The sequence below is a fragment of the Gemmatimonas sp. genome, assembly GCF_041689975.1.
In the GTDB taxonomy this organism is placed as follows: Bacteria; Gemmatimonadota; Gemmatimonadetes; order Gemmatimonadales; family Gemmatimonadaceae; genus Gemmatimonas.
Window position 1 is genome coordinate 1 of the sequence record NZ_JBDNFF010000407.1, and the last position, 7,560, is coordinate 7,560.

General features: G+C 66.0%; 5 protein-coding genes and 1 pseudogene. 4 read left to right on the forward strand and 2 right to left on the reverse strand.

Going from position 1 to position 7,560, the window contains the following annotated elements; genetic code table 11:
• Positions 1-981, forward strand: a pseudogene (locus ACESNG_RS23185) (DNA-directed RNA polymerase subunit beta'); the annotation flags it as partial.
• Between the two features lie 147 nt (positions 982-1,128).
• Here ACESNG_RS23185 and ACESNG_RS23190 read toward each other — a convergent pair.
• Complete coding sequence (locus tag ACESNG_RS23190) at positions 1,129-3,567, reverse strand: hypothetical protein (RefSeq protein WP_373071075.1); 2,439 nt, start codon at positions 3,565-3,567, stop codon at positions 1,129-1,131.
• On the reverse strand, positions 3,530-5,554 hold the full coding sequence (locus tag ACESNG_RS23195; protein WP_373071077.1) for a serine/threonine-protein kinase: 2,025 nt from the start codon (positions 5,552-5,554) through the stop codon (positions 3,530-3,532). The genes ACESNG_RS23190 and ACESNG_RS23195 overlap by 38 nt, the downstream gene beginning before the upstream one ends.
• Positions 5,555-5,679: 125 nt before the next feature.
• Here ACESNG_RS23195 and ACESNG_RS23200 point away from each other — a divergent pair, with 125 nt between their 5' ends.
• From ACESNG_RS23200 to rpsG, 3 genes are all read left to right on the forward strand, one after another.
• Positions 5,680-6,312: a hypothetical protein gene (locus ACESNG_RS23200; protein WP_373062385.1), complete on the forward strand. Its 633-nt coding sequence runs from the start codon at positions 5,680-5,682 to the stop codon at positions 6,310-6,312.
• 156 nt (positions 6,313-6,468) lie between these two features.
• The gene (rpsL, locus tag ACESNG_RS23205) at positions 6,469-6,885 is read left to right on the forward strand and encodes a 30S ribosomal protein S12 (protein WP_373062387.1); all 417 of its coding nucleotides are present in this window, start codon (positions 6,469-6,471) and stop codon (positions 6,883-6,885) included.
• On the forward strand, positions 6,882-7,352 hold the full coding sequence (gene rpsG / locus ACESNG_RS23210; RefSeq protein WP_171225349.1) for a 30S ribosomal protein S7: 471 nt from the start codon (positions 6,882-6,884) through the stop codon (positions 7,350-7,352). Before rpsL ends, rpsG begins: the two co-directional genes overlap by 4 nt.
• Positions 7,353-7,560 lie beyond the last annotated feature (208 nt).

The window sequence follows — 7,560 nt, forward strand, 5'->3', positions numbered from 1 at the left end:
AAGGAGAAGCGCGTGCGCGACTTCATCCTGCCCGTGGGTGCCATCATCACGATCGCGGATGGCGAGGAAATCACGGCCGGTCTCACGATCGCCAAGGTCAGCCGCGAGGCGTACAAGACGCGCGACATCACGGGCGGTCTGCCGCGCGTCGCCGAACTGTTCGAAGCGCGTCGTCCGAAGGATCCGGCCACGATCTCCGAGATCGACGGCTTCGTCCGCTTCGGCGAGATCAAGCGTGGTAAGCGCGAGGTGTTCGTGCGCCCCGCCAGCATCGAAAGCGGTCAGTGGATCGTCGACGAAGCGCAGGCGGAGCAGGTGTACGAAGTGCCGTCGGGTAAGCACTTGCGTGTGCACGAGGGCGACCGCGTGCGCGCCGGTGACCGTATCTCGGAAGGACCGGTCAACCCGCACGACATTCTGCGCATCAAGGGACCGCGCGCCGTACAGGAGTATCTGCTGAACGAAGTGCAGGAGGTCTATCGCCTGCAGGGCGTGAAGATCAACGACAAGCACATTGGCGTGATCGTGAAGCAGATGCTCCAGAAGGTGCGCATCGTGGAGTCCGGCGATACCGAAATGCTCGAAGGCGAGCACGTCGATCGCGCCGCGTTCCGCCTTGGCAATGATGCGGCCAAGAAGGCGAAGATCCGTCCGGCAACGGCGGAACCGCTCCTCCTCGGCATCACCAAGGCCTCGCTCACCACGCAGTCGTTCGTGTCGGCGGCTTCCTTCCAGGAAACCACGCGCGTCCTCACCGATGCGGCCATTCGTGGATCGCGCGACGACTTGCTCGGTCTCAAGGAGAACATCATCATCGGTCACCTCATCCCTGCCGGTACGGGCATGTACCGTTACCAGGAAGTGGATGTGGAATCGGATGCGCTTCCTGAGCCGGAGCCGCTGCCGCAAGCACTGGAGCCGAACTTCGAGGCGTTGCTGCCGGTATTCGAGCCGAGCGCGTTCACGATGCCGGATGAGTGAGCTACGAGCAAGAAACTGACTGCTAACTCCTTAGGGAGCAGGAGGGAGGGTTTCAGGTGGCAGGAAGCAGGAAAAGCGCGCCATTCCACTGCCTCCTCCTTCCTGAAACCCTCCCTCCTGCTCCCTAAGGAGTTTGCAGCTGAGCTCTCAGTTCTTAGCTCTCATCTTTATTGCCACCCCTCGCGCCACCCGCTTCCCGCTCACCAAATCGCGGATGGTCACTTGGACCACGTGACGTCCGGGCGGCGTGTCGCCGAGATTGAATGTGCTGAGGTGATCCACCACTACGGGAGCGGCGTCGGCATCGCGGCTGTACGCCACGGCCGGGGCATCGGCTTCATTGGCGATCACTCTTGCGCCGGCTCGTTGGCTGTTGGCAAGCACCCCGCGAATGTCACCGCGCGTCATGGTGTCGCCGCGCTCTCGGCGAATCTCCACGCTCCACCGTACACGGCCATCCGGGGCCGGCTCGAGGTCATACACTTCCCACGTCAGGGAGAAGGAGCCGCGAGGCGCGATGGCGCCGCCGTTGGGCGCGAGGCGAACGTCGGTCCAACGCGCGAAGGGCTGACTGGTGCTCGTCGTGCTGGCGGCGACCAACACGTCGCTCATACCAAAACCGCGCAGCGGGAACACCACCTGCGCATCGCTCGTGAGCAGGGCGGCACCGCGCGCTCCGCCGGGCTGTGAAGGCTCGAGGGCCTCGACACGATGCATGATGCTGCCTTTGGCGAGGCGGGGCATCCACTGCGCCGTGAGGTAACCGGAGGCGGAGGTGGGCAGGGGGCGCGGATCGTCCGCCCGGAAGAGCACCGTACCGACCGCATCGGCGAGCCAGGCCGACAGGATGACGCGATCTTTCGCCGTGGCGTCGAGTCGGTCTGCCGTCTTGAACGTGCGGGTAGGGATGGCGGCGCCGAGGTACAGGTGGACGGAGTCCCGTCCGGTACGGAAACGGGCGGCGGTCACGTCGATGGTGTCGGTGGTGCCGTAGAACGGGACGCCGTACCACTGTGACGAGCGCGCCAGTGCACACGCGAGCACGGTGGGCACGGCCGTGAGATCGGTGCACCCAATGGGAAGGACGGGCGCGATTGGCCTGACCTCGCGACGGGCGCGTAGTATCGTGGGTGGACGGAGCGACAACGGCATGCGGGCCAACGACTGCGCGCCGAACCGGGGATGCGAGAACATCATCCAGGACGCCGCGCGCCCGTCCACGATCAGTGATTGCTGGAGCCGTGGCCAGCCGCGAGTGAGCATAATCATGCGGTTGACGAGCTCGCGTGACGTCCAGCGCGCGTCGGGGGCCCCGAGTCGGAGAAGCAGTTGGCCGGCCGACGTCTCGCTGCCGGCTTCGCCGGGGCGGGTCTGATCGGCGTACCGATAGTCGGCCTCCGCGACGCGAGCTCGGCGTTCGAGCTGCACCTCATTCACCGGTGTGCTCCAGAGCGGATCGATGACGGCCCAGCCGCGACTGTCGAGTTGCAAACGATCGGTAGGCAGGAAGCCGTAGCGCCACGCATCGTCGGACTCCGTGAGGACCCCATCGAAGGTGTCGTAGCGCAGCGAGTCAACGCGTGGCATCGACCGGAGGGCACTGTCGAACAGGGCCATGATGGCCGGTGATTCACGTACCGCATCGTGCCGTTGCCGGTACCGCGCGAGCGCGCGGGCGGGCAGCACTGCGGAATCGCCCGGAGCGCGCGCGATCAACGCGGTCGCTGCGGAGTCCAGTCGGCGCCAATCGGCGAGCGTGACCCAAGGCGCCAGTGCGAGCCGATGCCACTGGCTGCGGGCTGCTGGCGTGGGCGCTGTCTGCGCGACCTCGTCGAATAGGCGGGCGGCCCAACGCGCTTCCGATTCGCCGGGCGTGTCCGAGAGCGGCGGCGGTGCCACCAGGGCGCGCCAGCCGGTGGGCGGCGGCGCGATGCGACGGATCGCGTCTTCGAACGGATGCCGCGCAATGGCCAGCGGGCGCTCGAGTAACCGTTGAGCGCGGCGCCAGATTTCGGTCGCGAACTGTCCACGCAGTGCGTACACGACTTCGGGCTGCCCCGCCGTGTGCAGCGAATCGAGCAGCCGATCGTACGCGGTGATCGCACGGTCGCGCACGTGCGCATGAGCGGATGACAGCTTGAAGAGTGTGTATTCCACGCGCAGCGCGGTGTCGCGCGGACGTTGCTGCATGGCGAACTTCCAGGACAGGTCGATACACGAGGCGCCGAGGGTGAGCGTGTCATACGGCGCCCGCGCCCGACGATCCCACAAGTCGCGCGCGTGCGACACGGCGCGGTTCGCGTCGGTCATCACGGCGAGCGGTACGCAGGGCGTACAGCGGTTCTGCGCGATATTGCGCCCCGTGCGCCCGAGGGAATCGGCACACACGAGGATCGAGGCCAGCGACGATTCCGAGAGTTCGGAAAACTGCCCCGAACTCACGCCAGGAATGGTGCGTTTGATCGCGCCGCTTCGGCAGCTTATCGAGGCTGCCAGCAGCACACCGGCCAAGACGCCCGCTTGCACGATCCAGCGCGGCGCCGAGTGGTCACGGCGTGAAAAGGTGGCGCGGCGGCAGTTGTTCATTGATCATCGGGCGATCGGGTACGCCAGTGGGACGCGACGGACGTCGCGCCGCAATCAACCTGGCCGTATCGAGCCAGGCCGTGACCTGCACTACCGCCGGTTGGAACGCGCGCCGGGGATCGGACACCGGTGTACTCGACTCCGTCACGCGTGAGAACCGACCGTTGCGCACATCGGTGAGAATGGTCGTGAGCACGAGCGAATCGCCGCGCGTAGACACGAGGCCACTGACCACGTAGTCGGCGCGTAGGCCCCAACCGATGCTCATCCGATCCGTCATGCTGCGCGACGCGCGTTCCGTGATCTCGCTGGGGACCACGTCGAAGCGGTCGGCGGGCAGCGCCGAACGGACCGCGTTCGCGGCGTCGCGCGTGGTGCCGGAGAAATCGCGCTTTCCGGTCGCGTTGGTGTACGCGGTGACCACCACCCGGAGACGCCCGTCGGTGGGTGGCGCGAGCAACGGCGTGATGCGCGTGGGGGACTGCGGCACCTCGATCCGTGTGACACGGCCTTCACGCGCCATGGCACTATCCATGTGCAACAGCGCCTGCGCCATCGAGTCGGCGAAGATGCGCCCCACTTCGGCCATCAACAGGTCACGGTCCACCGACGTGGTCACCCCGCTCGCGCTGCGCACGAAAATCCGGGTCTCGCCCTTCGGTGCCGACATGCCGGGCATGGCAACGGTCGGTGCGTCGGTCACCGCGGCCGCGACGCCGCGCTGCACCGTGACGTTGGAGGCCTGTCGCGTGTTCACGGCGGCGGCGATCGCCAGCGATTCCGCGCGCGTGATCATGACGGCTATCGGCAGCGAGTTCGCGCTATCGGTCAGATCGCGATACACCGTGTCCACCCGGGCCGCTCCCGTTTCCGGCGGCGCCACCGACATGGTGCGCGTGCGATCCCCGCCCGGGCCCGCATCGCGCGCGTCCGGCATTGAATCGGCGGTGGCAAGCCCTGCGTCGCCTCGCGTGCTCTGAAGGCGTTGTGCGGCCACGTACGAGCCAATGGCGACCACGATACCGCCCACGAGCATCGCGGCACGCGTCGCCAACCGCGAACGCGTGCCTCGCATCGGCAGGGCAGGGCCGCTCGACATCGGTGGCAGCGCTTCGAGTTCGGCCAACAGCACCCGCGCCGACACCGGTCGCTTGTCGGCGTCCTTCTCGAGGCACTGCATGATCAGCCGCGAGAGCGGTGCGGGGATGTCGGCGTACGAGAGATGCGGTGCGGCCGGGATCTGCGTGAGCTGCGCTGCCAGGGTGGCCTGTGGTGAGGTCCCGGTGAAAGGGGAGCTGCCAATGAGCAGCTCATAGGCCAGCAGACCCGTTCCGTAAATATCGACGCGGTGATCGGCGGCCGGGTCGGCCGCCAACTGCTCGGGTGCCATGTAGGCCGGCGTCCCGATCGCCATGCCGGTCGTCGTGCCGCCGTGCACCGGAATCGACGCACTGAGTGCCTTGGCCACACCGAAGTCGGTAACCAGCGCGTGCATCCCCGACGTGAGAATGTTGTCGGGCTTGATATCACGATGCACGACGCCGCGTTCGTGCGCGTAGGCCAGCGCGTCGACCACGTCGTGCAGGATGCGCACGACATCACGCGGGGCGAGTCGCTTCACCTTGTGCAGCGTGCCGCGCAGCGATTCGCCCTCGATATACGGCATCGAGAACCACAATAGCCCGTCGTCATCTCCGGCGGCGAGCAGCGGCACGATGTGCGGGTGCTGCAAATGTGCCGCGAGTTGGATTTCACGACGGAAGCGCTCCACATTCACACCGGCGGCCAGCTCCGGCGGCAGCACCTTCACCACGACTCGGCGCTGCAGCGCGCGCTCGGTGGCCACGAAGACACGGGACATGCCAGCGCCGCCGAGCTCCCGATCGATCAGGAACTCGCCGTCGAGGGCGCGCTGGAGTCGGGCTTGGAAATCGCTCACGAGAAATTCACGGAACATCAATGGTGCGGTGTGGTCACGGCGTGTCACGATCCACTCTACCACGGGAGATGACGCGGAACCCGATTGGCGCACCTTCCTACCCACAGGTACGTTATCGCGGTTCCGCCGTTGAGACCCCTGAATGAGCCGGCAGCGATGCCGGGGAGTCCCCCATGATTACGTCGAACGACGTGCTGGCGATTCGCCGCAGTGCCCGGCGTCGCGTCCATCCGCCACTGCCCGCGATCGTTCTGCTTCTTGGCGCGTGGGGTTGCGCCAGCAACTCTGCCGGCACGTCGGCCGGCCCGAGCGGAGACTTCGGTGGCAACCGGGTGCAGACGGCCATTCTTCAGAACACGCAGGGGGCGGCGAGGGGGATCAACATGGTGTCGACCACCGAAGTGAAAAGCGTGTTGATCAACGCGCCGGTCGAGAAAGCCTGGGTTGCGCTGCAGGCGGCGTACGTGACGCTCGGTATCCCTGTCACCGATCTGAACCAGCAATCGCGGACGATCGGCAACAACACGTACCGGGTGCGGCGTAAGATCGGCGATGTGCCGACCATGCGCGCGCTGGACTGCGGCGGGGACTCCGGGATGCCGAACGCCGAGACGTACCAGCTCCTGCTCACCGTGAAATCCCGCATCATTCCGAACGATGCCGGCGGCAGCGTCGTCCAGACCACGCTCGAGGGCACCGGAAAGAACGCCACCACGGCGGCCAGTAGCGATGTGCGCTGCTCATCGATGGGAGCCCTCGAGACGCGGATCGCGGAGCTGATCAAGGCCAGCGTGGCCGCCAAGTAGACCTCGCCGACCCGGTTGACCCGCCCGCCGACCCGGACTAAGCTTAGGGTTCTGTTCCGTGCCGCCAGCGCCTTCTGTACGAATGGCGGGGCGATCCACGTAGAAGTCGGAGTTCGAACACCCGGTCGGTCAGGCCGTCCGGGCAACCATCCTAGAATGCCTACGATCAATCAGCTGGTCCGCCGCGCCCGTAAGGACGTGGTGGAGAAGTCCAAGGCGCCCGCGCTCAAGGCCAATCCGTTCAAGCGTGGCGTGTGTACGCGCGTCTATACGACGACGCCCAAGAAGCCCAACTCGGCGCTGCGCAAGGTCGCGCGTGTTCGTCTCACGAACCAGCTCGAGGTAACGGCCTACATTCCCGGCGAAGGACACAACCTGCAGGAGCACTCGATCGTGCTCGTGCGTGGCGGCCGTGTGAAGGACCTTCCCGGCGTGCGTTATCACATCGTTCGCGGCACGCTTGACGCATCGGGCGTCAACGGCCGTAATCAGAGCCGTTCGAAGTACGGCACCAAGCGCCCCAAGAAGGGCGCCGCGGCTGCTGCAGCCGCCAAGGGAGGTAAGAAGAAGTGAGCCGCCGCAAAAGCGCAGTAAAGCGCACCATCCTTCCTGACGCACGCTACGACAGCCAGACCGTCTCGAAGTTCATCAACAACCTGATGATTCAGGGCAAGAAGTCCACCGCCGAAGGCATTTTCTACGGCGCGATGGACATCGTGGAAGCCAAGACCAGCCAGCCGGGCGTGGGCGTGTTCAAGCAGGCATTGAACAACCTCAAGCCGGTGGTCGAGGTGAAGAGCCGCCGCGTCGGTGGCGCTACGTACCAGGTGCCGGTCGAGGTCCGTCAGGATCGTCGTTCCGCCCTGGCCATGCGTTGGCTCATCGGTTATTCGCGCGATCGCAACGAGAAGTCGATGGCCGAGAAGCTAGCCGCCGAAGTGCTCGCCGCGAGCCGTGGTGAAGGCAATGCGATCAAGAAGAAGGAAGACACGCATCGCATGGCAGAGGCCAACAAGGCGTTCGCGCACTATCGCTGGTAGTCGCACTCTTGCCGTAACGAACAGCACGAAGGCCCCGGGATTGACTCCCGGGGCCTTCGTTTTTTTCGCGTCTGTGCGGTTACGACGACGCGACCGTCAGCCCGCTGTCCGCCGCCATGACGGCCCCATATACCGTCGCCCCAGGCATCAGCCGCACGATCGGTGCGGTGACTGTGGTCATCTTCCCGGCCGCGCCTACGATCGCCGA